Raw genomic sequence first — 24,902 nt, 5'->3', positions numbered from 1 at the left:
GGCCCTGAGAGCTCGCCTACGGCGTTTTCCCCGGTGCCGGCGCTATGACGCCAGAGAAATCGCGCAACGCTCGCGGATCGATTCATGAACGCAACTGACCAGAGATTATGACCATGGCTACCAAGACAGATACAAAAACCGCTCAGGCCGCTGAGTCAGGCACTGAAAAGTTCATTGAAGCGGCCGGCAGCAGCATTGATCCGGATGAGGAACAATGGCGCCCGCTGACCGGTAATAACGATCGCGACCTGGAGCCGATGAAACAGGACCGGATGCAGAAGCTGGCAAAGTTTCTGTGGGAGTCCAACCTGATCGCCGATCGCATTATTGAGCTGCCCCTGGCGTTCATGCTCAGTGATGGCGTCCGGCTGAAGGTGCCCGATGATGAAGCCCAGGCAATCATCGAGAAATTCTGGTATGACCCCATCAACAACATGGATCTGTCCCTGGAGGAGTTCGCCCGCGAGCTCGCGCTGTTCGGTGAGCAGTGTTATCCGGTGTTTGTGAACCAGATGAACGGTCATGTGCGCCTGGGTTATCTGGATCCGGCTGAGATTGACGATGTGATCACCGACCCGGACAACAAGCGTCAGCCGATCGGCATCAAAACCAAGAAGGATGGCAAGGGCAATTACCGACGCTTCAAAGTGATCATCAACGCCGATGAGTCTGTGTTCGGTGCGCGCGCCAGGCGCAAGCGCAAGACGTTCACCGATGGTGAGTGTTTTTACTTCCGCATCCGGGGGCTGGCATCGGGCGCCCGTGGCCGATCCGATCTGCTGCCGCAAATGGATTGGCTGGATGCCTATGATCAGTTCCTGTTTGGGGAGCTGGATCGCAACCAGGGCTTGCGTGCCTTCATGTGGGACGTATTGATCAAGGGCGCCAACGAGGAGGATATCAAGGCCAAGGCAAAGAACATCCAGGTGCCGCAATCTGGTGGCGTTCGGGTACACAACGAGTCAGAGGAATGGACTGCACTGGTGCCGGAGATGAACGCAGCCGACACGAGCCAGTCGGCGCGGCTGTTTCGCAACCATGTTCTGGGTGGTGCAACAATCCCGGAGCACTGGTTCGGTGGTGGTGGTGATGTGAACCGCAGCACGGCCGGTGAGATGGATGAGCCGACTTTCAAGATACTGGCCGCGCGTCAGCGCCGGCTCAAGTACATGCTGGAGGTGATCGGCACCTTTGTGATCTCCATGTGGGCCCAGTTCAATAACAGAACGATTGACCCGTCCGATCGCGCGTTCTGGGTGACCTGTGAGCTGCCCGAGATGGTGCAGCGAGATACCACGAAATACGCCTCTGCCATGCAGCAGGTGGTGGGCGCGTGTGTCGCGGCGATGAACGCCAGGCTGATGACCCGTGAGGTGGCGATCGAGATCATCGTGGCTACGGCCAGGCGCTTGGGTGTGGACAAAGAGCCGGGGCAGCTGCTCAAGGAAGTCGAGGCGATGATCGCCACGCAGAAAACCGATGACGCCGATGTTGATCTGGATGTGGGTGTTGGTGGATGAACGATCGCGAACGCCGCAAGGCATTCAACCAGGAGCGTAAGGCAGTCGTCACTGAGTTTGAAGAACTCAGCGCTGCCACGCTGCTGATGATCAACCGGATCCTCAACGAAGCACGTGAGCAGATCAAGTTCCTGCTGCGCATCTCGCCGACCGATTACAACCTGTGGCTGCTCGGTGAGCTGGAGTCGCAGATCAAGGTCATCCTGAACCAGGTCTCCAGTCAGTCAGCTGCGGCCGCGCAATCAGCGTTAAGCAATGCCTGGTCGCTGGGTGAGCTGCTCACTGACCGGCCGCTGCAGGCTGCTGGCCTGACCATCGCCGGGGTGGCGCCGGCCATTGATACACGTCAGCTGGCCGCGCTGCAGCATGTGACCACACGCAAGATCGACGGCGTCACCCGCATCATGGCTGACAAGATCGACACACAGCTGGGTATGGTGATGATGGGCGTGCAGCCGGCCGACATGGCGATCACGGTGATTACCAATATCCTGGATGAAGGTGATCGCTCTCGCGCCCTGGGCATTCTGCGCACCGAGATCAGCCGAGCCAACTCGATTGCCAGTGATTTGCGCAAACGCTCTGCTGCAACAGTGTTGCCTGGTATGCAAAAGCAATGGCGCCGCAGCGCACGCAAAGATCCGCGCGAAACTCACACTTATGCTGATGGACAGGTGCAAGATCTGGACAAGCCGTTTATCATCGGTGGCATTGAGATGATGCACCCGCATGATCCCAAGGCGCCGATCGGTGAAGTCATCAACTGCGGCTGTATGTCGCTGCCCTATATGAAGAGCTGGCAGATGTCCGCACCGGGCAAACGCGCAGTAACATAATTTACTAACTTAGGTTAAAAGTCTTACTCCACCCCCCTCAAGTACGCTGCAACTGTCCATAAATCATTTTGATTCGGAGAGTTGCACCCATGCCCAACGACGAAGAAAAGAACGGCGATCCTACCCAAAAAGCAGATGCTTCATCTGCCGGTACATCGACGTCCAGCACGCAAACCCCGCCTGCCGACACGACCGGCGCTTCTGAAAACTCAGCTGCTGCCACCACTGCCAAGGCCGCGAAGTCTGCTAAAGCTGGCAAACCCAATAAGGCGACCAAGGCCAATGCGACTACCGCCAAACCTGCTGGCAACAACAATGCCGGCAACAAGCCTGCGTCACCTGGTTCCGATGACAAGCCCGCCGCCACAGTTGCTGCCGCTGCGAAGTTCGCAGGTGTCGAGGTAGCAGAGGTCCTGGACTTCAACGCGTTGGGCAACGGCCGCTTCATTGTCGTCACCACCTCCGGCCGCAAGTACAACTCCACCCCCGATGAGCGCAAAGCGCAAGCCGCTGCCGCTGCCGCCAAGGCAGCTGAGAAAGCCGCTGCCAAAGCGAAGGCTGCACAGTAATGTTTATCCCTGCAGAAGGTATAGTCGGCGCGGTAGCGATGCGCGAAGCGGCCAGCGAGATGCGTGACACCATCGAACTGGTGCGCAGCGCATTGCATGAGAAAGTCAAAGTGCAGCTGGGCAAGTCCGAATGCTGGATTGACCTGGAAGCCATCTATCCCGATCGCGCCGTCGCACGTCTGGCCGGCCGCTTCTACGCGTATCCCTACACGATCGCCCAGGACAACACTGTCACCATTGGCGACCCCTCTGAAGTGGTGCGCGAGTTCACCCCCGTTGGCGCATCCATGCGCGAATCAGTGGCGCTGATTGAAGCCGTGGGCGATGTGGAAAAATCCAGATCGTTCCTGATCCGCGTGATCCGCGCCGGCACCTCTGCCAACAACAAAGGCTATCCAGTGGCTGTGCTGCGTGAAGCGGCGCCGCTTTTTAATGGCACCCGTGTGTTCATCAAATCAGACGACGAGCACCTGGGCGGCAAAGGCAAGGATGTGCGCAACCTGATCGGCGGGCTGCGCGATGCCAAGTTTGTTGAAGGCGCTACGCCCGACGAAGGCGAGATCCAGGCAGTGCTGGATGTCTTCGATTCCGAAGCGGTGGTTGCTGGCAAATTGCGCGAGGCAGTAGAGCGCAACATGAATCACCTGTTTGGCTTTTCCATTGATGTCGAGGGTACCGCCAAGCGCGTGGGCCGCATCATGGAAGCTACCCGATTTACCAAAATCCACTCCGTTGACCTGATCGTCGAAGCCGGCGCTGGCGGAGAGCTTATTAATCTGATCGAGGCGGTTGCCTCAAATACCAACGATGAGGACGATGCCATGAAGCAGCGCATGCTCGAAGCGATCCGCAAGGCCAACAACGGCTCTTTGCCACAAGGCCTGGACGAAAATGATGAAGATGCCGTGTTCACGGCCTTCAAAGAAGCCACCAAGCCTGAGCCGGTACAGGCGCCTGCGAAGACTGGCGACGAGGCACCGATCACCCGCGCGGAACTGAAGGTTCTGGAAACCCGCACCGCCATGCGCGAAGCGGTCCGCACCTCCAACCTGCCCGAGAAGGCGCAGGACAAGCTGATCAAGCAGCTGGAAACCGATCCCGCCCTGACAACCGAAAAGTTCAAAGAAGCGATCAGTGCAGAGCGCGAGTACCTGGCCAGCTTCACTGAGTCAGGCACCGTACGCGGCCTGGGTGGCGGTGATGGCACCGTGGGAGTTAAGGGCATGGAAGAGATGCTCGACAAGCTGCTGGATCGCGACGACAACGAAGTGATCAGCCTAAAGGAATGTTATCTGGCGGCCACCGGTGACACCCGCGTCACCGGGCAGCTGCGCAACTGCCGTTTCCGTGAGGCCCTGGATACCACATCATTCCCGATCATGCTCGGTGATGCGGTTAACCGGCGCGTGCTGACCATGTACAACCAGAACCTGCAGCACGAGCTGTGGCGTCAGATTGTCAGCGACATCGTACCGCTCAATGATTTCCGTGAGCGCAACAACGTCATGTTCGGCGGCTTTGGTGATCTGCCTGTGGTTGCCGAGAAGGCAGCTTACGTTGGCCTGGATCAGCCCACTGAGAAGGCTGAGAAATACAGCCCGGTCAAGCGCGGCGGTATCGTTGCAGTCTCCCTGGAGATGATCAAGAACGACGATGTCGGTTTTGTCATGCGGATCCCGCAATCTGTGACAACTGCAGCCAAGCGCACGCTGAACAAGTTTGTCCTGGACATCATCCGCACCAACCCGGTGATGGCTGATACCAAGGCGATTTTCCACGCCGATCACGGCAACCTGGGCACCGCTGCGTTCAGCAAAGCGGCCTACCTGGTCGCACGCCTGGCGATGATGAAACAGGCTGACCACGACACCGACGAGCCGCTGGGCCTGGCGCCCAAGATTCTGCTGATCCCGGCAGATCTGGAGGAGGCAGCGTTTGAAGCCTTCCGCCGCGATACCAACCTGGACCCGGACTTTGCCCAATCATCCATGCCGATGATTCGCCCGGTACCGTACTGGACCGACGTCAGCGACTGGGCCTTGATCGGTGATCCTGCCGAGCATCCAACCATTGAAGTGGGTTTCATGGATGGCCGTCAGGAGCCCGAGATGTTCATCCAGGACACGCCGACGGCCGGCTCGATGTTCACCAACGACATGGTGACTTACAAGATCCGCCACATCTATGGCGGCAAAGCCAGCAGCCACAAGAACATGCGCAAGCATGTAGTTGCTGACGCCTAAACGCGAGCTACCTGATGGAAACGGAAGCCTTTAAGAGTTTGATGACCAGCCTGGTGCGCGACGACGACAGCCGACTCTCTCCCGGAGATGTCTCGACGGCACTGGCGCTGGTCATCAATCGCTACAACGCGGACCGCCCCCGCCAGCTGACACAGGATGTGGAAGTTGGCGAGGCGATGGTTCTGCAAACGCCTGACCAGTGGACCAACAAGCGCAGCTCGATTCTTACCATTGAAGCGCCGATCGGTCGCAACCCGCCAAGCTATGTAACTGAGGATTATTTTTATGTCTACGACCTTCCTGACTCTGATGTTGAGCTTCGTCTGCTTGCTGGTGTTGTTGGTGTCGGTGAGCTTGTGCGTGTTTGCTACACAGCAAGCCATACCGCCCCACTCACTTTCGATGAAGATGATTGTGAGGCGCTGGCTTGCCTGGGCGCAGCAATCCTTTGTGACCAGGTGGCGGCGCTGTATGGCCACGATTCGGACGTCAGTGTTCAGGCCGACTCGGTACAGCACAACGATAAAGGTCGCACTTTTGCTGCTCGTGCTCGTGATTATCGTGCTCGCTACGAGAGCAAGTTTGGCAAGCCAACCAGCACTAATGCTGCCAGCGCAGTTGCAAGGATCCCATCACCCAGTCGAACTGGGATGCGAAACCGATGAGGATCTTACTCGAAACCAATCTGCCACAGCTTGCACAGCTGTGGGCGAGCGAACCGGAGATTACGCAGCGGCACCTGACCCGTCAGATGACCGAGGCAGTGATGCTCCTGGAGCGCGAAACGATCGAGCGGGCACCGGAGGGCCGGGGCGGCTCATCGGGTCTGCGCGGTGGGATAGCTGCGGTACCACCGGTTGCCTCCGGTATCAGTGGTGAGGTGATCGGCTTGGTGGTCGGCAGCGCGGCGCACACGGTACCAATCGAGATGGGTACCAAACCGCACTTTGTTCCGATCCGCCCGCTCCAGGAATGGGTTGAATACAAGCTGGGGCTGGAGGGGCAGGAAGCGCGCAGTGTCGCCTTTGCCATCAGCCGCACCATCGCCCGCGATGGCACCGAGGGCAAGTTCATGTTTCGTGATGCCCTGGCGGCAAACGAGGCGCAGGTGGAAGAGATGCTCAGGGCCGCGATCCCGCAGATCATCCAGGAGATGACACAAGGTGAGTAACAGCGCCCAGATTCGCACCGCGATCGCCTCTGTCGTCAACAGCGTTGCCGGGGCCGGCCTGTTTCACGACCGCGAGAAGTACAGCAAGACAACGAGCAAGTTGAAAGAATTTTATGTCACTGGCGCCATGATTGCCGGTGGGTTTGTTCGCCGGGTTGGCCGGCGCAAAGAGTCGCCCGATGCTGGCCACACGTTTGTGGTGTTTTCCACCTGGGAGCTGCACTACTTCCGCGCCTTCCAGGAAGACGAAGACAGCGAGGTTGGATTTGATGCCCTGCTCGACGCCATGGATGCGGCGTTTGATGCGGATCAGACCCTGGGCGGGACCGTTGACACGATCGTCACCGATGAACAGGCCGGCCTGCGACTGTTGACCAGTCAACCAGCGATGTTTGCAGGGTTCCTGGTGCACTACGCCAAGCTGAGGCTGATCAGCGAGCACTCTGAATCAGCATAACGATTTTTACGTGAGGACATGACCATGAGCAAACCGACCAAACAGAACAAGGTGCGCGTGCACAGCCTGGAGCTTAAAGGCAAGGGCATGGAGCGCCCGGTGACTGCCGGGGTGCACTACGTCAGCCAGGATGGCCTGGCGCACGCAGTAGGCAGTGCGACATACAACCCGGAGCCGTTCGCACCGAAGCAAGCTGAGAACCAAGCACTGAACGATTCGGTCGATGCACCAGTTTCGGCTGCTGAACTGGCTGAGCGCGCACGGGCCGGTGACATCGTCGATGCGATCGCGTCTCTGGATCTGGCAGACGACGAGATTATGACCAAGAACAAAGGACCCAAGGTGGCAGCTATTGAAGCCGTCCTGGGATTCCAAATCACTGAAGCTGATCGCGATCAGGCGTGGCAGCTCTTCAACCAAAGAGGGTAAGCAATCATGTTTCAACGTTCAGCGGAAATGACAATCTACGGCAAAAAGGAAGAGACCTATGGCGTGTTAGCAGCGCCGACCTTGGCAGCCGATGTGTTCAAGACGTTCGATGTCGTGCTCAAAGCGCTGGACGGTGAGACCGAGCGCGATGAGACAGCACAGAACGCATGGGGCAGCTCTGAGATATTCCACGTGGGCACCAATGTGTCATTGGAATTCAAGATGTCCATCTGCGGTGCTGGCACGGCCGGTACCGAGCCCGAGTGGGGTTTCTTCCACAAAATCTGTGGCTATGCAGTGACTATCGATGAGCTGGTCGATGTGCGTTACAGCCTGATCAGCGCAGACGGTGACAGCGCGACGCTGTTTATCAACGTGGGCGGTACCCGTCACCCGATGACCGGTGTACGCGGTGACGTCACCCGGCACTTCGACGCCAAAAAGCGTCCGTACTTCCAGTACAAGCTCAAGGGTCTGTGGAATGCACCGGTGGCCAAGACAGTCATCAATCCTGATTTCACCGGCTACCAGCGTCCGGTGCCGGTCGGCAATGAATACACCACTGCCTCGCTGCATGGCGTCTCACTGGCTTTAATCAGCCACATGTATGGCAACAACAACGCGGTTGAGTATATCGACGTCCCAGGCTACGAAGGCATCGATGTAAATGACCGCGAGCCTGGTGGTGACATCACCTTCCTGGCGCCGGCGATCGGCACCAAAGATTGGTTCACCACTGCCAAGAATGGTACCCAGGGTGCGCTGATTCTGGAGCATGCCGGTACCGACGCCGGTGACGGCAACCACGTGCGCTTTGAGAACCCCAACACTCAGCTGATCCAGCCTGACTACACGACAGTGCTGGGCGGCAAAGTGGGCATCAAAGCCAACCTGAACATGCTGGCCGGCGCTGACACGGCCGGTAACGACGAAGAACTCATTATCGTCAGCTAATGCACAACCCCGTGAGAAGAGAGCCAGCCCCGGCCAGTGGATTAAGCAGTACCGCTGGCCGGGCCGAGCCGAAGATGAAAGACCAACCATAAACTTAATGCAGGAGAGAGCCATCATGGCCACGTTCAAAAAGCGATCAACCAACACCTTCAAGAAAAAAGTATCCGTGTTCCTGGGCGATGAATCCCTGGGCGATCTGGATGTCACCTTTGTCCAGCTGAGCCAGGATGAATTCTCCGACCTGGTGGAAAACGAAAATGATGCCGGGCTGTGTAAGCGCGTCATTCAAGCCGTCGGTGATATCCCGGTTGAGGGCTCAGAAGGTGAAGTAGTCAGAGGCCAGGATGCTATTGACCTGGTGCTGAACGATGCCAGCTGCGTGTCGGCCTGCGCTGTTGAGTACATGGAGACACTCAAAAGCGGCAACTTTCGTAAGCGAGGAGCTCGCGGCCGCCGTTGATTATTACCACCAGGATCCGGTCCCGCGCTTTAGCGAGGCCGACCTGGAGGAAATGCGGGAGATGGGGGCCAGCGAGGATGAACTGGAGCAGCTGCTGGACCAGGAGGTTGAGCCCGAACCCTTCGAAGTGATGCCCGAGAACTGGGATGCCATTCAGCTTTACCTGAGCGTGTATGGCCAGTTCACGATCTCTGAAAACGGACATGTGTTCGGGTTTAATTTTGCTGCCGTGGACGTTGACATCGATCGAAGCGGCATTGAAGTGACTCCGCAGACCTGGCAGCGGTTCAAGATTCTGGCCCACCACACCGTGCACACCCTTAATCAGCGTGATGGAAAATGAGCGAATACACAGCCACCATAAAGCTAAAAGCAGATCGATCCGGCCTCACCGGTGAAGTCAAGATTGCGGCTGCTGATATCGCCAAGCTCAATGATGAGCTGCAACAATCCGGTGCTGCCGGCGCCAAGGGTGCCGACGGCATCAAGAAACATTCCAACGAAGCCAAGGGTGCTGCAGATAGCACCCGGAAGCTCAACACCGAAACCAAATCTCTTAGGGAACAGTTCATAAGCCTGAAGTCAGTTCTGGCTGGCTACGGCGTTTTGAAGATCGGTGGTTTTTTAAAGCAAGAGTTAGCCGCCTTCCAGGATGTGCGCACCATGATCCAGGGCATGTCCGGATCGTCAAGTGCATATGCAGAAACGCAGGAATATCTGATTGATGTGGCGGAGGACTATAGCCGCAACCTGAACACATTGTCAGAGAGCTACGCGCGGCTGATGGCCCTGGAAGGCGCTAACCTGGTCACGATGTCAGAGAGCCGCCAGCTGCTTGAAGGTCTTTCTGACGCCAGCGCTGCTCTCAAGGTCAATAACGAGCAACTGGGCTTAGTGTATTACGGCTTGTCCCAGGCGATCAGCCAGCCGATCGTGCACGCCGCAGAATTAATGCAGGTCATGGAGCCTATGCCTGGGCTGCTGAATCACATGGATGCTGCGGCCGGGCTGGTCGGTGGTGGCTTCCGAAATATGGTTCTCGATGGGAAGGTCACCTCTGCTTTTTTCAAGAACACTTTGATCGGTGCACTGGAAGAATACGAGGGGGCTGCTGCCCGCACTTACGAAAACATCTCATCGATTTCAAATCGGATTGCCACTGCCCACACCAATCTCGTGGCAGCCCTGGAAGTGCCAATTGATTCCGCTATCGGTAATTCGATGCGCCTCTATGAGGCAACCCTTAAAACGATCACACCGCTGATTCCATCGCTCATTGAGCTGACCGGTGACTTGGTTTTCATGTTGACGGCGTTGGCAGGCGTGAAGCTGGCCGCATGGCTGTACGCAACAACTGCGGCCAGCTACACAGCCAGCGGCGCTCTGACAATGCTGGAACTGCGGTTCCTCGCGACAATGACGTTGGCGCGGGCAACTACCCTGGCAATGATTGGCCTGCGAGGCGCGATGGCGTTTCTGGGCGGACCTTTGGGTGTGGTTGTTCTAGCGGCAACAGCGCTGTATGCATTTAGCAGAAATGGGCAGACCGCTGCCGCTGACGCTGCAGCATTGAGAGGCGAAATCGACGATCTTGCCGCTTCGTATGAGGCGCTAACCGTAGCGCAAATTGATCAACAAATCTCAGCAGCCCAGGCTGAAATGGCTGAACTGTCAAAACTCAAAGAAGGTTTAGTTGAGCCCGAAGCGAAGTCGAATCCTTTAATGGCCTGGGGCATGTCACCATCAGATGCTGACTACCAAGCTCTGCAGCAATACACCGACGAGATGGATTCTCTAAATCAGCAGCTGGACGCCGGCGCACGGAATCTTAATGCATTGGCACAGGCTCGGCCCGGAGCGATTGCCAATGATTTGGATGCAGAAACGGCTGCGGCCACGGCTCTGTCCAAAATCCAACAGGACCTCCTGGACAAGTACCTGCCGCTGGAGGCACTGACCGCCGAGTACACATCCAACCTGGCTGCGCTGAGCGCCATCGAAGCCTCCAGCACTGAAGAGGCCAGCCGCAAAGAGCGTGCGATCACCGCGTTGAACGAAGCCTACCGCGAGGAAGTGCGCGAGCTGACCGGTGTGACCAAAGCCGAGGAAGATGCGGCCAAGGCGCGCGAGAAAACCCTGCAGGAGATGAACAAACTGATCGACCAGTACGCGCCCATGCAGAACGCAGTTGTCGAGTATGAAACTCAATTGCTGCTGCTGAGCCAGGCGCGTGATCAGGACCTGCTTTCCCTGGAGAACTATCACATCGCGGTGGCCGCGCTTGCCCAGGAGCAGTATGAGGCGTTAAACCCTGGCGCGCTGCTGGTTGATCAGATGGAGGAAGAGCTGCGGGTGATGCGCCTGTCAGCGGTTGAGCAGGAGTATGCAAACCGGATCCGGGGTTTGTCGGCTGAGCAGATTGCCCTGCAGGGCGATGCCATCCGCGCGCTGATCATCGAGATGCAGGACGAACAGGTGACCATTGATGCTACCGCGCAGCGGCAGCAGGACTATCAGCGGGCAACCGAGAACATGCTGGAGGATCTGCAGCGAAGCTGGACCGACTACTTCGACCAGATCCTTGAAAAAGGCAAGTTCAACCTGGAGACCCTGGGTGAGTCGATTGTGGCGATCATGCGCCGCACGATGGCCAGTGTGGCCAGCATGGACATGGCCAACTCGCTGCGTAGTGTCTTTACCCCGGCCGCGCCAGGCGCAGCCCCAGGCGATCCTGCCAGTGGTGGTTCAGTCAACTATGGCCAGCTGGCAGCGCTGGTCGGCGGTGGCGTCTCCAGCGTGCTGAACGCCTCACTCGTGCAGAACTCAGCAGCGGTTTACGAAGGTGGCCAGCTGATCAGCGAGGGCGCCAAGTCATTCAACTTTGGCCTGAAGAACCTGAGTGCAAACCTCTTCGCCGGCATCGCGGGCAGCGCGATCGGCACGGCCGTTGGTGAGGCTGTGTTTGGTAAACAAGCGCAGAGCAACTACGGCGCCATGGCCGGTGCGGTGCTCGGCTCGGTGATCCCAGGTGTGGGCACCTTCCTGGGCGCAATGGCCGGTGGCGCCCTGGATGCGATGTTCGGCGGTGATGGTTACAAGCGCATGAGCGTGGGTTTTGACACCAATCGCGACTCGGTACGCGGTAGCTACTACACTGGCACTGAGACCTTTGCCAGCGGCCTGCAGGTGAACAAGATCAACCGGCGCGGTGACCAGGAAGCGACCGATGCGATCACAGCCAAGGCGGCTGAGATTGATGCGTTCATCACGCAGCTGACGCGTGCGGCCGGTGGCTCGATTGACATGAGCCGGGCGACGCTCTCTGGCACCTCGGCTGATTACGGCTACAGCCAGGGCAGTTTCTTTGGCATGCGCGCTGGTGAGGATGCCGATTCTGAGGAAGCCCTGGACGCGCTGTTTGGCAGCTTCAGCAAGCAGCTGATCAACCACATTGAGGGTCTGAGCGATGGCGTGACCCAGGCGCTGCGAGCGGCCACCGGATCTGCTGACGAGATCCTCGCGCAGTTCCAGGAAGTGCTGGCGCTGGACTCACTGGTGCAGTCGGGTCAGTTGGATATCCTGGGTGATGTCACTTTCGAGTTTGCCCAGCAGCTGGCCGAGGCCGCTGGTGGCATCGAGAACCTTGCCGCCACCACAGGCGCATTCAGCCAGTCGATCGCCGATCAGTCTGATGTGCTGACCAACGTCACTACGCGTTTGCGTAGCGCCGTCACAGAGCAGTTTGACGCGCTGAACCTGAGCCTGGATGACTTCACCAGCGTCGCTCAATTCCGCGAATATTTTGACTCAGTCAAGCAGAGCCTGGATGCGGTCAACGTGCTGGAGTTGGTACAGGCCGGCAACGCACTGGCGCTGCTGATAGAGCAGGAGAAAGAGCTGGCCGACGTGCGAGCCCAGGCCATGGCCGAGCAGATCGAAGCGGCCAGTGATCTGGTGGATGAGTACCGGTTCCTGCGCACCCAGGCCGCGCGTGTTGCCGGCGATATCCACAATGACATATTCAAACTCACCGGCAACGGCGCAGTGGATTTGCGATCGCGCCTTCGCACCGGTCCCCTGGATGAGCAGCTGGAAAGCGTGGATGCGCTGCGCCAGGAGATCCTGGCCAACTACAACGAGCAGCTGAAACTTGAGCAGCAGTTGCACGAAGAGAAGATGAACCACTACCAGCAGCAGCTCGATACCGCCAAGCGCATTGATGATTACATCAATCAGCTGATGACCGGTGACCTGTCCCCCCTGTCGGTGGCAGACCGTCTGACACTGGCGCAGCAGCAGTTTGATGATGTGTATCAGCGTGCCATCTCCGGAGATCTCGGCGCTGCTCAGGAAGCCACAGGCTACTTCGACGCCTTTGCCCGGTTGAATCAGACTGCCCTGGCCAGCTCTGAAAGTGGTGTGGCCGCATTCAATGCCAACTTGGCCAAGCTGCAGGAGATCAGCGCGCTGCTGGGCCAGGCGCAATCACCAGGTGAATTTGCGGCCGGCGAGTTTGCGGCCACCTATGTGGCTGAGCTTCGCGAGCTGCAGGCTGAGATGATCCGGATTGAGCAGTTGATGGGCGAGCAGATCGTCGGTGAACTGGTGAATCTGAAAGTGCTGTTTGCCAACCTGCCGGCCGAGATCGCGCTTGAACTGCAGGGCCTGATCGGCGACGGCATGCTGGCCATCCTGCAGCAGGGCGCGAACTTCGGCCTGCTCTCCCAGGACATCGTCAACGCGCTGGGCCTGATGCCAAAACTCAGCGACCTGAGTGATGGTGGTATTGCGGCCGCGATTGAAGCGGTGACCGCGCTGTCTGAACACCCGAACATGCTGGGCGATAACATTCAGTCGCTGGCTGATGCGATGGGCGCGATGATCCAGGCAATGCTGGCTCAAGGCACAGCGGTCCAACTGATTGCCGATCAGATTGCGAAGAACCCGGTGGCCACCAACGCCGCTAACCAATACCTGGGCCAGAACGGTCTGGGCAGCGTGTCTGACTACCAAAGCGTGGTTAACACAAGTCTGAGTAATGCAGAGATCGCAGCAACCGTAGCGGCTCTGAATGGGTCGGCCGCGACCGAAGCCGAGGCGGTAGGTGCGATTTACAATGCGGCGATCGCCAACGGTGTTGGATCCGGACAACTGGCTCAGGCCAGCGGCTACAGCCAGGCGGAGATCCTCGCGCTGGCGGCCAAGTACGGTTATGCCTCATTTGCGGTCGGTACCGACCGGGTCGACAGTGATCAGTTTGCTGCGATCCATAAAGAGGAAATCATCTTTGACCGCCCGCGTGCGAGCAAGCTGCGTGATGCGATCGTTGACCGGGTCACAGGTGCTGGCAGCTCAGCGGACGTGCAGCGATTCGTGAAGGCCGTGGAGGCACAGACAGCGCTACTGGCTGAACTGGTTGACCAGAACCGCGATGTGTCTTCAGAGCAGCGTCAGGCGTTTGCAGGGGCCGCTCGGGAGATCTCCGAGAGCGTGGATCGGTTGACCAGGGAAATGGAGGAGCGCGCAGCATGATAAGCGATGCTCAGTATCTGGCCTGGTTACGATCGCAAGCGCCCAAGGTGCTGCTGGCCGAAATGGACTATTACGACACGGTCACCGAAAGTGTGGGCACGGCGTATATCAGTGATCGAGGTTACAACACAAACTGGTCTGACGGGGTTGAGCATCGCCCGTACCCCGACTATCTGAAAGGAGTGCCCAGCGCCAGGCGTACGCTCGGTTCCGGCCGGCCGGCGCGCGGTGAGCTGATCATCGACAACACCGCTGGCGAGCGTGACCACTGGTTGACCCAGTACAAGTGGGACGGCCGCAAGGTGCGCCTGCTCTACGGTGATCCCTCCTGGGAGTATGCAGATTTTCGCCTGGTGTTTATTGGCGTGATCAAAACCCGGTACGGCCGGGGCATCGATGAGCTGCTGTTCAAGATGCGCGAGCCAGAAGACTTCCTTGACCAGCCGGTGCAAGGCTCGACCGTGGCCTCTGGGCCCAATGCCGGCGACTACCTGCCAATCTGCTATGGCGAGTGTTTTAACGTCTCACCGGTGCTGCTTGATGGTGCCACCCACGTCTACCAGGTGAGCGATATCGCGATCGATAGCGTTGACCTGGTGAAAGACAACGGCAAGGGTCCTGTGTCGCATACAGCGGATCTGGCGGCCGGCACGATCACGCTGGCCGGCGCACCGGTGGGCAACATCACGGTGGACTGCACTGGCGCGAAGATCAGCGGGGCCCCGCTGCTCAAAGCTGGCGAGATCATCGATCACATCATCACCGAGCGCACCGATCTGCCGGCAGAGTTTTACGATGCCTCAGCGTTTACCGCGCTGGACACTGAAATCACCTGGCAGCACAACCTGTATATCAATGGCTCGACTACGGCGCGCCAGGCGATCGATATGATCCTGGAGTCGATCGGCGCCAAGCTCTCGCGCACCGAAGCTGGCGCGATCACCGTCGTGTTATTGGCAGATCCGACCGAGAGTGCCGGCATCACCATAAGCCCGGATGACTACCGCATGGATACGCTGGTGGCCAGCGCCACTGAGCTGCCTTGGAAGCGCGGCCGTCTTGGGTATCGGCGCAACTGGACCGTGCAGGAGTCCCTGGACACGCTGGTCACCGCCACTGAGCGCGCCACCCTAGGCCGCGAGTATTCGATTGTCGAGGATGCCAACGCGGTCACCGGCGTTCATCCGCTGGCCACTGAGCCCGAGCTGATCGGCACCACACTGACGCTTGAGGCCGACGCTGCAGAGCGCCTGGCTCAACTCATGGCCCTGCACGCGGTTGAGCGCTACAAGTTCGACCTGCAGGTGTATGCGGTGCTTTACCAGTATGCCCTGGGTAGCACGGTCAAACTGATTGCCGATCGCTACGGTTTCGATGCCGGCATCAACTGCGTTGTCTATGACACAGACAGCGTTTTCACCGATGGACGAGCGAGGTTGACGTTGTGGCGATAGCAAATTCACAGATACGGGTGATCACAGAGAATCTGGCGCGCGTGGCCACGCTGACTGCCACGCCTGAGCTCGACAACATCGCGACCATGCCGATCGAGAATGTCCAGAACAGCAATCGCACCCTGTCGTTTCGCAGCACGGCCATCGATGAAGACGGCGTCACCATCGGCTTTGAGCTGCCGGCACGTAAGCGCATCTCGGCCGTAGTGCTTGATGGCCACAACCTACGGGTGGGTGATAAGTGGAAAGTGCGGCTGTGGTCCGGACCTGAGAAAACGGGATCCCTTTTTGAAACGGAGTTCCTTGAAGCGCTCGTACCCAAGACGGCCGGTGAGGTGAACTGGGGCATCGACAACTTTACCGCCACCGCGTTTGACGACTGGGATCGGGTGTACAGCGTCACCTGGTTTGGCTCTGTGGCCGCCCAGTCCGGCGAGATCGTGGTGATCAGCGAGGGCAATCCCGATGGCTACATTGATTTCAATCGACTGGTGTTTGGCCAGGCGATATCGCCACAGCGCAATTTTCAGTTCGGCTACGAACTGGACTACCTGGACACCAGCACCCACGAGCTCACAGCGGGCGGCAGCGGCCGATCGGATCCGGGCGTGATTAGACGTCTGATCAACATCCAATTGCCCAGGGTGCTCGACTCAGAGCGCAGCACCTGGGCGGACTTTGTCCGCAATACCTCCATGTACAACGAGATCTTCGTCAGCCTGTTTCCCGAGCGCGGCGGCAAGCTTGAGCGCGATCATTCAATGATGTGCATCGTGAAATCACGTTCTGCCCTGCGAAACGTGAACGCCCGGCGATTCACCATCAGCATCAATTTCCAGGAGAACTGATATGCCAGTGCCCACTTTTACCGCTATTGAGTTTGACAAAGACGACAACCCTTACGATGACGGCACCGGCTATATTGAAAAGTGGCAGCAGCTGAGTGCCAATTTCACCACGTTGGCTACTTATGTGGCTGAGGTGGAGTTCTCGGTCGAGCAGACCTCGCAGAACATCATGGATCTGACTGCTACTAATCTTGAATTGGCTAGTACATTCGCAGCCTCGGCAGCAGCCAAGGCCCAAGAAGCCGCTCAGATCGTCAGCAACGACGCCATAGCTGCCATCGAAGCGCAGTTCAACTACGCCTCAGTGCAAAAGGCCATCTACGTCAGCAATATCGGTTCATGGCGCACCCGTGGACGCGGGCTGTCATGGTACGACCCGACAAAGCCTTCAGTGCTGGTAGGCCAGAACACGCCAGCCAAGGGCCAGTATTCGACCGTAGCAGCAGCGGTATCAGCAGGCGGGCTGGTGGGTGAGTATTTCTATAATATCGCGACAAAGTTCTGGGAGAAGATTACTGCTACTGGCACGCCGGCATCGACCCGGATTTATGCAGCGGGGCAGGTGGATTTTCCGGCTGAAGTTGTGATTGCTGCCATCGGTACTGGGGCAGGACAGCGATTGTTAATCCATGATGCTACGGTTGCTGGGAGCCCATTGTGGGGAGAGTTCGATACACCGAGCAGCATCAACAACAATTGGGGTGACACATTCATTACTGGCGGCGGCGCCTACCCCATTAACTCTATTGCCATGCATGGCAGTACGTTAATGTTCAGTAAGTTGCGGGCGGCAGGCCCAAATGATAGCGTCGCCACCGGTGCGTTTTTCCTTGATTTCGCTAATGGCACAGCAACAGCATTAAACGCCACTGCAAAGTGGAAATGGGCGTCACCATTAGTGTTTGGAAATCAGGCGTCAAGCTACAAGACCATTTCTACAACAGAAGTTTTACCCAGTAGCAACGTCAACGCCCTAGCCACCTGCATCGCCGATGATGCCCCTATTGATCCTGTCAGTGGTGAGCCGATAGGGTATGTTGCAGGGGCGTCAGGTAGCGGGGCATTTGTTATTAAGCCTGATGGTACGATTCTTAGCGGCGGTCTCGTCAATAATTTTACGTTTGTCGGCTTCCTTGAAAACCGATTATACGGATTCCGCTTCGTATCTAATCGCACTCTGTATGATTTTGGTCCCGTTGACGAGTTAGTGGGCGGCTTCAATGGTACTGGCTATAGCATAGTCACCACTCCCGGCTTTTCAGCCAATGATGACACTATGAGGGTGTTTACAACGGGGGATGAACTGGCCATCACATATTCCACCGGCATAGACCTCCTACGCCCCAACCCCAACGAACCCACCAAATCCCTGATCCAAAAAATCGGCAGCAACTTCAACACCGGCCCCTATATCGACGGCGCGGGTACTGCTGCTGTGATGTGTGATACGACTACGGGGGCGATTGCTGATACTGAGCTTGCTGCAAATCCTGACTTCAGTACAGACACAGCAAGTAATTGGCTATCTGTGGGTAACGCTCAAAACATAGCTGTAACGGGCGGCGAGCTTGTGTGGGAACGAATTGCGGGGGCAACAGCAGGATGCGTTATTAGGTCTAACACAGGCGGGCCATTCACAGGCTTGACAGTTGGTAAGACGTATAAGTTAAGTGCTAACTACCGACAGCCTTTGGGAATAGCGCGAGTTGGCTATGTGGCTGTCGTTTCAACAAGTGTCGTTGGTATGGGTGAAAGCGCAACACAAACGTTATCAGTCACAGACCAGTTGTTTGAAGTTTCGTTCATTGCTCTAACCACAACAGTATATATCTACTTCTATGCGAACAGCACTGAAGCGGGAGACTCGTTTGCCAGCTCAAGCGTGTCACTGAAAGAAGTCACAGCAGACCGCTCCGGCAACTCCAACAACTTTGCCGTAGTTGGCTCCCTCGCCCGCACAGCCATCAACTCCCTGCCCGGTGCTATTGCTGCGTACAGTGGTTTCAGTGCCACAAACTATCTGAGCAGTTCAAATGCTGCGCTGAATGTAAGTGGCGTGGCGTTTACTTGGCCTGTGGTATTCAAGGTGGCGGCGGGGTCTGATACTGCGTTGATAGGTGCGGGTGATTTTAATGTGTCGCAGGAAGAGCGTTACTTGTATGTTGCCAGCTCCGGAGTTATTTCATTTTACACCGGCGCCAGCTCAGCTGTGACCTCGGCTGGTTCATATGCGGACGATAAATGGCACTTCGCCGTACTTATTCATACTGCGACCGGAAGCGTTTCGCTCATGGTTGATGGTCAGGTAGTCGGCACAGGCTCATACACACCGGCCGCGTTCGCCGAATCTGCTATTAAGGTTGGGGTGAGAATCAATAACACATTACCGTGCGCCGGATCAATAGCGGCTTTCACACCTCAAACCGGCACCGCATGGTCAGAGGATCAGGCAAAGCACTGGTGCCGCACAATGAAAGCCATGATCGACAACGGCAATGCCACTCAACCTGCCGCAGCAGTAGCAGCAGACTTTATCACCCGATCAGGTCAGACACTGAGCGCAACCAGCTCGACTGTCTACCGATCCACCAACACAGCACGTATCAGCAGTCAGGCGTCAACGGTTGGTACTATCGCAACCGTCGGCGTTGGTGAGCGCGGTGAGATTGTGGTGGGTGGCAGTACCGGGCTGAAGGTGTCTGTGCCGGCGCGGAATCTGCGTGAGGGTGAGCTGAGGAGGACTGTCAAACGGTTCTCTATTCAATACACCGGTGACGCTACGGGTGAGCGGAACCAATTCCCCGACCCCGCGAACCCCGCGGAGATGGCAGCAGCCCGGGGCGCGACGCCAATTGCTGTATATGACGAGCGAGAGTTCTTGCATCTAGGGGCATCGAAAGATTGGGTGCTCAAATACGATGGATTCGGCTACTGGACGGAGATAGCAGTTGATCCGGCTGACGGTAACACGGTCGAAGTGGTATTCGAGACGGAGGGTTGGGAATGATTACTTTTGCTGATAGTCATGTAGATTTGATGGGTTCAGTGACGTTTACACCACAGGAACTCCAGCGGCGCTGGGACCGGGAATTGCAGAAGAAGTGGCGCAAGGAAGTGCAGGACAACCTGCGTGACTTTATGCAGATCAAGCCGAGTCTGGACCCAGAAACATTCCCGCAGTATGCGCAGAACGATGTGCTGCTGTCTGACTTCATCAGCGATAAGCAGACCTGCTACCAAAGGCGATTGGCTGACGAGGTGAAGAACGAGCTCCTGATTACCACGATTGCCTACGAGCACGCAGTACGCCGAAAAGCAGAGCTGGAATTGATGATCGACGGGCGTGATGCGGTTGCTGAGGTACCGGAAGAAACTGATCCGGAGACAGGCGAGGTCACTCAGACGTATGTGCCGCCAGTGACAGCGGTTGAACCGCTAGCCACTACCATTGAATCGGTGGATGAAAGTGGTGACCCCGTAACAATCACTAACCCGGCACTGACGCAGGCGCTGGCTGATTTGGCTGATGCCCAGGCGGTGATTGATGATGCCAGTGGTGAAGTTTTGACTCTGGCGGCAGAACGAGCTCTTTAAAAGTTACCTCTGTGTTAATATTGTTTCACCTGATGTAACTGGCCAGATATCCAGGTTATCGTGTTTTATCGAGGAAGTTATCGCGAGCGGCATCAGCAGTGGCGCCGGAAGGGCCACACACACCCCGGCGACCTTACAAGTGGAGTGCTGCTACACAGACATTACTCCGGCAACCGGTAGCGCAACGCACGCCGCCGCTGATCCAGCCCCAGCCACACCAGCGGCACCACAATCATCAGACTGCCCACCACAAACCAAAGATCCGGTACCTCGGCAAACCACACCCAGCCAATCGCCACCGCCCAGATCAGCCCCGTATACTCCGCACTGGTCACCTGATTCGCATCCACATCCCGGTACGCCAACAACACCGTGATGCTATAGCCCAGAATAAGCACGCCCGACCCGACCGCACCCACAACAACCCGCGGCTCCAGCGCCAGCCCCTCCCAAATGAAAAGAACCGCGGCCACCGGCAGCACCAGCAGGTAACTCAGGAACAACCGGTGCAGGGTCGACTGCTGCGTGGGTAACATGCGCACCATGACCGCGTTGATAGCCAGCGCCAGCGCTCCACCCAGTGCCGCCAGTGCCCCCCAGTTAAATTCCACCGGTCGCAGAATGACCACGATACCGGCAAAACCACTGAACACGGCAAATACACTCAACACCGTCAGTTTCTCCCGGAAGATCACCACCGCCAGCAACATCACCAGTATCGGCGCGACATAAAACACTGCGTTCGCGGTCGCCAGCGGCAATGAGGTCAACGCCACCACCATACAGAAGATGCCCGCCATGCCAGCCAGAGAACGGAAAGCGTGCACATACAGTCCATCGAAGGGGGTGACCAGGTCGAAGCGACGGTACAGCGGCAACAGCACCAGCAAGGACAACAGACTGCGCAAAAAAATGAACTGGAAAATGGGTACGTCTTCACCCATCACTTTGACGAAGACATCGGACCCCACTGCCAGCGCGTTACCAATGACCAGTAAAACGATGGCTTTTGTAATACTTCCTGCTGGCATTAAATCGTCCAATTGCTGTTGAATTCATACTATGATGGGGCAAGGGTTATATACGGGAAAGAATCATACTAAAAACAAGCGGGAGAAACAGCACAGTGAATTTTAACCTGACTGACAATCAACGTGAGATCGCCGAGGCCGTCTCCCAACTTTGCGCCCGCTTCGACGCCAAATACTGGCGCGACTGCGATGCCGATGCACGTTTCCCCGAAGAATTCGTCAGCGCCATCACCAAAGCCGGCTGGCTGGGCATTGCCATGCCGGAAGCGTACGGCGGTGCCGGTCTGGGTATCACCGAAGCCGCACTGATGGCGCATCGCATCACCCGTTCCGGCGCAGGCATGAGCGGCGCCTCGGCCATCCACATGAACCTGTTTGGGCCGCATCCGATCGTCGTATTCGGCAGCGATGAGCAGAAGCAGCGCTTCCTGCCACCGTTGATTGCCGGCACCGAACGCACCTGCTTCGGTGTTACCGAGCCGGATGCCGGCCTTAACACCACCGCGCTGGAAACCCGCGCCAAACGCAGCGGTGATCACTACATCATTAACGGTCGCAAAATGTGGACCACCACCGCCCAGACCGCCACTCACATTTTGCTGATTACCCGCACCACGCCTCTGGCCGAATGCAAAAAACCGACAGATGGCCTGACTCTGTTCTACACGCCGCTGGATCGCAACCGCATCGAAGTTCGCCGCATCCCCAAGATGGGCCGCGCGGCTGTCGACTCCAACGCCCTGTTCATCGACAACCTGGAGGTGCCGGTGACAAACCGCATCGGCGAGGAAGGCGACGGCTGGCGCTGCCTGCTGCACGGGCTCAACCCTGAGCGCATACTCGTCGCTGCAGAAGCCGTTGGTATCGGTCAGATCGCACTTGAGAAAGCGGCAAACTATGCCCGTGAACGCATTGTTTTTGATCGTCCGATCGGAAAAAACCAGGCCATCGCGCACCCCCTTGCCGAGTGCTGGATGGAACTGGAAGCGGCCTGGCTGATGACCTGCAAGGCGGCCAGCCTGTACGACGCCGGCCAGGCCTGCGGCATTGAAGCCAACGCGGCCAAGTACCTGGCCGCCGAAGCCGCCTTCCGCGCCTGTGAGCGCGCCGTGCTGACGCATGGGGGCATGGGTTACGCGAAAGAATATGATGTCGAGAGATTGTTCCGCGAAGTGCTGATTCCGCGCATCGCGCCGGTGAGCCAGGAGATGATCAAGAACTTCATCGCCGAAAAAGTCCTCGATCAACCTCGTTCTTACTGATTGAAACAGTCAGTGGAATGCCGCCGGGGTGAGGGTGGCTGCTTTCGGGAAGGTACTAGTTGTCACGCCACCGGCACGGGGGTGCTTCTTGAGGAGACGTCCGTGAACCCATCCATGGGGGCTCGGATGCGACCGTCCAAGGGTCGCATACGCTCCTCAAGCTGCACCCCCGCCCCGGCGGCTCTGCAGTGGCTCCTCGGAGAGCTGCACGCTCACCCCGCCGGCCTCAGCTCCAGCGGCACACATTAAAGTCTCAGTCCGCGCTCCGCCAACTCAACCGCGCGGAAAATCGCCCGCGCCTTGTTCAGTGTCTCCTCCCACTCCAGCTGCGGCACCGAATCAGCCACTACACCCGCGCCCGCCTGCACATACAGGGTCGAGTTCTTGATCACTGCCGTGCGAATCGCAATCGCCATATCCATGTTGCCGCCCCAGCCAATGTACCCCATGGCACCGCCGTACACGCCACGCTTCACCGGCTCCAGCTCATCAATGATCTCCATCGCCCGCACCTTCGGCGCACCACTCAACGTACCCACCGGCAACGTCGCTTTCAGCACATCCAGCGCGGTTTTGTCTTCACGCATCTCGCTTTCCACGATTGACGCAATGTGCATGACATGCGAATAACGCTCAACAAACATCTTTTTCGGCACCGTCACCGAACCGGTTTTTGACACCCGGCCGGAATCGTTGCGGCTCAGATCGATCAGCATCAGGTGCTCGGCAATTTCCTTGGCATCGGCCAGCAGCTCCTGCTCCAGTGCCAGGTCTTCCTCTTCTGTGTGTCCGCGCTTGCGGGTACCGGCCAACGGCCTTACCGTGATCAGCCCGTCTTCAACACGCGCCAGTATCTCCGGCGACGCACTGACGATATGGTGATCTCCCATATTGAAGAACACCATATAGGGAGATGGATTGAGGTAACGCAGTGCACGGTAGGCATGAATCGGCTCGCCCCTGAAAGGCACGGACATACGCTGCGCCAGCACCACCTGCATGACGTCGCCGGCCAGAATGTAATCCTTTATCCTGTTGACTGACTTTTCAAACGGCGCCTGGTCAAAACTGGACCTGAAATCCTGCTCCTGACTCTGGCTTGCCGACGTCCCCGGCAGATCCGCCGGCGGCAATGCCAGAGGTTTTGCCAGCGTTGCTTCGATGCTGTCCAGTCGCGCCTGTGCGTTTGCCCAGGCATCCGGCATGGACGGATCGGTATTGCAAACGATGGCGATGGTGCCGCGCAAATTGTCAAACACCACCACTTCTTCAGACACCATCAGCAGTATATCCGGCGTGTTGATTTCATCGCTGCCCGGCGCCGCCCCCAGAGACGGCTCAACATAACGCACCGAGTCATAGGAGAAATAACCTACCAGACCGCCACTGAAACGAGGCACGCCATCAATCTCGGCAACCCTGTAACGCGCATTGAATGCTTCCACAAACACAAAAGGGTCATCCGATTCATGGCTTTCAATCACATCACCATTTTTTTCCACACTGATCTGATTACCGACAACGCGCAGAACCGTGCTGCACGGCAGCCCGATGATGGAGTAACGGCCCCATTTTTCACCGCCCTGAACGGACTCAAACAGATAGGTGTGCACACCATCGGCAAGCTTGGTGTAGGTACTGAGCGGTGTTTCAAAATCGGCCAGCACTTCACGCACCACCGGAATCAGGTTATAGCCGTCAGCGGCGAGTTGCTGGAATTGTTCGGCGCTCATGCGAGTCATGCTTTTCCCCTGCGCTCAGGCAACAGTCTGCAACTGCTGACGCATTTTTGAAATTGTCTTCTCGTAGCTGTCACTGTTGAATATCGCCGAGCCGGCAACAAACATGTCTGCGCCCGCTTTGGCTATCTCACCGATATTATCCACCGTGACGCCGCCATCGACTTCCAGCCGGATATCGAGTCCGCTGTCATCAATCAGACGTCGGGCCTGTTGTAATTTTTTCAGGGCCGAAGGGATAAACTTCTGCCCGCCAAAGCCGGGATTGACCGACATCACCAGGATCAGGTCGACCTTGTCCAGGACATACTCCAGACAATCCAGACGGGTGCCGGGGTTCAAAACCAGACCGGACTTGCAGCCGGCGTCACGAATCAGTTGCAGGGAGCGATCGATGTGCAATGACGCCTCCGGGTGAAAACTGATATACGTGGCGCCTGCTTTGGCAAAATCCTGAATCATCTGATCAACCGGACTGACCATCAGGTGAACATCAATCGGCGCGGTGACACCGTATGTGCGCAGCGCCTTGCACACCATCGGGCCGATTGTCAGGTTCGGCACATAATGGTTATCCATGACATCGAAGTGCACCACATCGGCGCCGGCAGCCAGCACTGCGTCCACTTCTTCACCCAGACGGGCAAAATCGGCTGACAGAATGGACGGTGCGATAAGAAAGTCTTTCATGGTCAAGGTCCTGAAATTAATTGGCTGTTCACGTGGCGCTGACATCACTGCCACGACTGTAGCCGTCGCAAATGCCGCATTTTAACGTCTATTAACACAAATTGCGTGGCTTT

The 24,902-nt window shown here is 57.5% G+C and carries 20 protein-coding genes; 17 read left to right on the top strand and 3 right to left on the bottom strand.

Annotated features, from left to right (window positions below):
• Nucleotides 1-113 precede the first annotated feature (113 nt).
• The 16 genes from ENH71_RS13345 to ENH71_RS13270 all read left to right on the top strand — a co-directional run bounded on the left by ENH71_RS13345 (nt 114) and on the right by ENH71_RS13270 (nt 20,067).
• Nucleotides 114-1,520: a hypothetical protein gene (locus ENH71_RS13345; RefSeq protein WP_294134077.1), complete on the top strand. Its 1,407-nt coding sequence runs from the start codon at nt 114-116 to the stop codon at nt 1,518-1,520.
• Complete coding sequence (locus ENH71_RS13340) at nt 1,517-2,356, top strand: putative phage head morphogenesis protein (RefSeq protein WP_294134074.1); 840 nt, start codon at nt 1,517-1,519, stop codon at nt 2,354-2,356. The genes ENH71_RS13345 and ENH71_RS13340 overlap by 4 nt, the downstream gene beginning before the upstream one ends.
• An 89-nt stretch (nt 2,357-2,445) precedes the next feature.
• Nucleotides 2,446-2,925, top strand: a complete 480-nt coding sequence (locus ENH71_RS13335) for a hypothetical protein (protein WP_294134072.1) — start codon at nt 2,446-2,448, stop codon at nt 2,923-2,925.
• Complete coding sequence (locus ENH71_RS13330; protein ID WP_294134068.1) at nt 2,925-5,168, top strand: phage major capsid protein; 2,244 nt, start codon at nt 2,925-2,927, stop codon at nt 5,166-5,168. The genes ENH71_RS13335 and ENH71_RS13330 overlap by 1 nt, the downstream gene beginning before the upstream one ends.
• Nucleotides 5,169-5,182: 14 nt before the next feature.
• Nucleotides 5,183-5,833: a hypothetical protein gene (locus tag ENH71_RS13325; RefSeq protein ID WP_294134063.1), complete on the top strand. Its 651-nt coding sequence runs from the start codon at nt 5,183-5,185 to the stop codon at nt 5,831-5,833.
• Entirely contained in the window at nt 5,830-6,339 is a 510-nt protein-coding gene (locus ENH71_RS13320; RefSeq protein WP_294134060.1) for a hypothetical protein, read from the top strand. Before ENH71_RS13325 ends, ENH71_RS13320 begins: the two co-directional genes overlap by 4 nt.
• Nucleotides 6,332-6,796 carry a hypothetical protein gene (locus ENH71_RS13315; RefSeq protein ID WP_294134057.1) on the top strand — a complete coding sequence of 155 codons (465 nt, stop codon included), beginning with the start codon at nt 6,332-6,334 and terminating at the stop codon, nt 6,794-6,796. The genes ENH71_RS13320 and ENH71_RS13315 overlap by 8 nt, the downstream gene beginning before the upstream one ends.
• A 24-nt stretch (nt 6,797-6,820) precedes the next feature.
• Complete coding sequence (locus ENH71_RS13310; protein ID WP_294134056.1) at nt 6,821-7,225, top strand: hypothetical protein; 405 nt, start codon at nt 6,821-6,823, stop codon at nt 7,223-7,225.
• 6 nt (nt 7,226-7,231) lie between these two features.
• Nucleotides 7,232-8,179 (top strand): phage tail tube protein, encoded by a 948-nt coding sequence (locus tag ENH71_RS13305; RefSeq protein ID WP_294134054.1) that lies wholly within the window; start codon nt 7,232-7,234, stop codon nt 8,177-8,179.
• Between the two features lie 115 nt (nt 8,180-8,294).
• Nucleotides 8,295-8,639 carry a hypothetical protein gene (locus tag ENH71_RS13300; RefSeq protein WP_294134052.1) on the top strand — a complete coding sequence of 115 codons (345 nt, stop codon included), beginning with the start codon at nt 8,295-8,297 and terminating at the stop codon, nt 8,637-8,639.
• Nucleotides 8,640-8,700: 61 nt separating this feature from the next.
• The gene (locus ENH71_RS13295; protein WP_294134049.1) at nt 8,701-8,982 is read left to right on the top strand and encodes a DUF1799 domain-containing protein; all 282 of its coding nucleotides are present in this window, start codon (nt 8,701-8,703) and stop codon (nt 8,980-8,982) included.
• Complete coding sequence (locus ENH71_RS13290) at nt 8,979-14,171, top strand: tape measure protein (RefSeq protein WP_294134047.1); 5,193 nt, start codon at nt 8,979-8,981, stop codon at nt 14,169-14,171. Before ENH71_RS13295 ends, ENH71_RS13290 begins: the two co-directional genes overlap by 4 nt.
• The gene (locus ENH71_RS13285; protein ID WP_294134045.1) at nt 14,168-15,625 is read left to right on the top strand and encodes a hypothetical protein; all 1,458 of its coding nucleotides are present in this window, start codon (nt 14,168-14,170) and stop codon (nt 15,623-15,625) included. Before ENH71_RS13290 ends, ENH71_RS13285 begins: the two co-directional genes overlap by 4 nt.
• Entirely contained in the window at nt 15,616-16,473 is an 858-nt protein-coding gene (locus tag ENH71_RS13280) for a hypothetical protein (RefSeq protein ID WP_294134043.1), read from the top strand. The genes ENH71_RS13285 and ENH71_RS13280 overlap by 10 nt, the downstream gene beginning before the upstream one ends.
• A 1-nt stretch (nt 16,474) precedes the next feature.
• On the top strand, nt 16,475-19,480 hold the full coding sequence (locus tag ENH71_RS13275; protein ID WP_294134040.1) for a LamG-like jellyroll fold domain-containing protein: 3,006 nt from the start codon (nt 16,475-16,477) through the stop codon (nt 19,478-19,480).
• A complete protein-coding gene (locus ENH71_RS13270) occupies nt 19,477-20,067 on the top strand; it encodes a hypothetical protein (RefSeq protein ID WP_294134035.1) in 591 nt (196 codons plus the stop codon). Before ENH71_RS13275 ends, ENH71_RS13270 begins: the two co-directional genes overlap by 4 nt.
• A 161-nt stretch (nt 20,068-20,228) precedes the next feature.
• On the opposite strand, the gene ENH71_RS13265 is transcribed toward ENH71_RS13270, so the two are convergent.
• Complete coding sequence (locus tag ENH71_RS13265) at nt 20,229-21,098, bottom strand: DMT family transporter (RefSeq protein ID WP_294137896.1); 870 nt, start codon at nt 21,096-21,098, stop codon at nt 20,229-20,231.
• Between the two features lie 95 nt (nt 21,099-21,193).
• Here ENH71_RS13265 and ENH71_RS13260 point away from each other — a divergent pair, with 95 nt between their 5' ends.
• On the top strand, nt 21,194-22,360 hold the full coding sequence (locus ENH71_RS13260; protein WP_294135512.1) for an acyl-CoA dehydrogenase family protein: 1,167 nt from the start codon (nt 21,194-21,196) through the stop codon (nt 22,358-22,360).
• A gap of 245 nt (nt 22,361-22,605) precedes the next feature.
• Here the strand turns inward: ENH71_RS13260 and trpE are convergent, their stop codons facing one another.
• Nucleotides 22,606-24,093: an anthranilate synthase component I gene (trpE, locus tag ENH71_RS13255; protein ID WP_294135514.1), complete on the bottom strand. Its 1,488-nt coding sequence runs from the start codon at nt 24,091-24,093 to the stop codon at nt 22,606-22,608.
• Nucleotides 24,094-24,117: 24 nt separating this feature from the next.
• Nucleotides 24,118-24,789, bottom strand: coding sequence for a ribulose-phosphate 3-epimerase (rpe, locus tag ENH71_RS13250; protein ID WP_294135510.1), 672 nt, complete (start codon nt 24,787-24,789; stop codon nt 24,118-24,120).
• Nucleotides 24,790-24,902: the final 113 nt, after the last annotated feature.

Origin of the sequence: Pseudohongiella sp. (assembly GCF_011050365.1) — a bacterium.
In the GTDB taxonomy this organism is placed as follows: domain Bacteria; phylum Pseudomonadota; class Gammaproteobacteria; order Pseudomonadales; family Pseudohongiellaceae; genus Pseudohongiella.
This window is presented reverse-complemented; position numbering and strand designations above follow the sequence as displayed.

What these genes read in the sequence shown, in the direction of transcription:
- ENH71_RS13310 (WP_294134056.1), top strand. Translation starts at nt 6,821, where the DNA reads ATGAGCAAACCGACCAAACAGAACAAGGTGCGCGTGCACAGCCTGGAG.
- ENH71_RS13345 (WP_294134077.1), top strand. Translation starts at nt 114, where the DNA reads ATGGCTACCAAGACAGATACAAAAACCGCTCAGGCCGCTGAGTCAGGC.
- ENH71_RS13275 (WP_294134040.1), top strand. Translation starts at nt 16,475, where the DNA reads ATGCCAGTGCCCACTTTTACCGCTATTGAGTTTGACAAAGACGACAAC.
- ENH71_RS13325 (WP_294134063.1), top strand. Translation starts at nt 5,183, where the DNA reads ATGGAAACGGAAGCCTTTAAGAGTTTGATGACCAGCCTGGTGCGCGAC.
- ENH71_RS13265 (WP_294137896.1), bottom strand. Translation starts at nt 21,098, where the DNA reads ATGCCAGCAGGAAGTATTACAAAAGCCATCGTTTTACTGGTCATTGGT.
- ENH71_RS13340 (WP_294134074.1), top strand. Translation starts at nt 1,517, where the DNA reads ATGAACGATCGCGAACGCCGCAAGGCATTCAACCAGGAGCGTAAGGCA.
- ENH71_RS13305 (WP_294134054.1), top strand. Translation starts at nt 7,232, where the DNA reads ATGTTTCAACGTTCAGCGGAAATGACAATCTACGGCAAAAAGGAAGAG.
- ENH71_RS13335 (WP_294134072.1), top strand. Translation starts at nt 2,446, where the DNA reads ATGCCCAACGACGAAGAAAAGAACGGCGATCCTACCCAAAAAGCAGAT.
- ENH71_RS13270 (WP_294134035.1), top strand. Translation starts at nt 19,477, where the DNA reads ATGATTACTTTTGCTGATAGTCATGTAGATTTGATGGGTTCAGTGACG.
- ENH71_RS13285 (WP_294134045.1), top strand. Translation starts at nt 14,168, where the DNA reads ATGATAAGCGATGCTCAGTATCTGGCCTGGTTACGATCGCAAGCGCCC.
- rpe (WP_294135510.1), bottom strand. Translation starts at nt 24,789, where the DNA reads ATGAAAGACTTTCTTATCGCACCGTCCATTCTGTCAGCCGATTTTGCC.
- ENH71_RS13320 (WP_294134060.1), top strand. Translation starts at nt 5,830, where the DNA reads ATGAGGATCTTACTCGAAACCAATCTGCCACAGCTTGCACAGCTGTGG.
- trpE (WP_294135514.1), bottom strand. Translation starts at nt 24,093, where the DNA reads ATGAGCGCCGAACAATTCCAGCAACTCGCCGCTGACGGCTATAACCTG.
- ENH71_RS13295 (WP_294134049.1), top strand. Translation starts at nt 8,701, where the DNA reads ATGGGGGCCAGCGAGGATGAACTGGAGCAGCTGCTGGACCAGGAGGTT.
- ENH71_RS13290 (WP_294134047.1), top strand. Translation starts at nt 8,979, where the DNA reads ATGAGCGAATACACAGCCACCATAAAGCTAAAAGCAGATCGATCCGGC.
- ENH71_RS13300 (WP_294134052.1), top strand. Translation starts at nt 8,295, where the DNA reads ATGGCCACGTTCAAAAAGCGATCAACCAACACCTTCAAGAAAAAAGTA.
- ENH71_RS13330 (WP_294134068.1), top strand. Translation starts at nt 2,925, where the DNA reads ATGTTTATCCCTGCAGAAGGTATAGTCGGCGCGGTAGCGATGCGCGAA.